Source organism: Streptomyces sp. XY431 (assembly GCF_001279805.1).
GTDB classification, from domain to species: domain Bacteria; phylum Actinomycetota; class Actinomycetes; order Streptomycetales; family Streptomycetaceae; genus Kitasatospora; species Kitasatospora purpeofusca.
Genome location: NZ_LGDO01000268.1, coordinates 1 through 1,115 on the forward strand (window position 1 = coordinate 1; position 1,115 = coordinate 1,115).

The 1,115-nt window shown below is 69.1% G+C and carries 1 protein-coding gene; it reads right to left on the reverse strand.

The genetic code is table 11. The features are described from left to right. The coding region (locus ADK60_RS23425; protein ID WP_234371226.1) for a condensation domain-containing protein at window positions 1–1,115 on the reverse strand (1,115 nt) is incomplete at both ends.

Below are 1,115 nucleotides of genomic sequence, written 5' to 3' on the forward strand. Positions count from 1 at the left end.
TCCAGACGCACCGGGAAAAGGCTGGTGAACCAGCCCACCGTACGGCTCAGGTCCGTCCCCGCACCGAGCTCCTCACGGCCGTGACCCTCCAGTTCCACCAACACCGACGAACGCCGGCGCCAGCGCGCAACCGCCACACCCAGCGCCGCCAACAGCGCATCGTTCACACCACCGTGGAACGCCGCCGGAACGGACGTCAGCAACGCACCCGCCACCTTCGGCTCCAACACCGCCGACAGCATCGAGGCACTGCCCCACACATCCCGCACCGGATCCAACGAGCCAGCCAGCGGCACGTGTTCGCCATCGAGGACGTCGCACCACAGCTCCAGCTCCGCCACCCGACGCCCCTGCCCTGCTTCCTCGCGCAGCTGTCGCGCCCACTCGCGCACAGACGTCCCCACCACCGGCAGGGCAGCCTCACGGCCGGCGACGACCGCCTCCCACGCGGACGCCAGGTCCGGAACCAGGATGCGCCAGGACACACCGTCCACCGCCAGATGGTGGACGACCATCAGCAGCCGGCCCTGCTCACCCGGACCCGCGTCGAACCACACCACCTGCACCATCACACCCGCAGCCGGCACCAGACGCTCCCGCGCCCCCACCGCCTCCACACGCATCAGCTCGGCAAGCGCCACACCCGACACACCTGCCACATCCACCCGACGCACACACTCCGCCACCGCGACACCACCCACGGACAGGACCTCCAAGCCCCACACACCCGCAGGATCCAGCCGCAGCCGCAACGCGTCATGGTGATCCACCACCACACCCACAGCGGCTCGCAGATCGTCCAGCCGCAGCCCAGCAGGAACACGCAGCAGCACGGACTGCGCGAACCCGTCCACCGGACCACCACGATCCCGCAGCCACTCCACGATCGGCATCAGCTCAACCCCACCGACACCCGACACCGCAGAACCAACCACCACCGAACCGTCCACCGCACGCGCCACCGACGCCAAACCCGCGACCGTCCGCCGCTCGAACACATCCCGCGCCGAGAACACCAACCCCACCGCACGCGCCCGAGCCACCAACTGAATCGACACAATGCTGTCACCACCGAGTTCGAAGAACCCGTCATCCACACCGACCTTGTCGAGGCC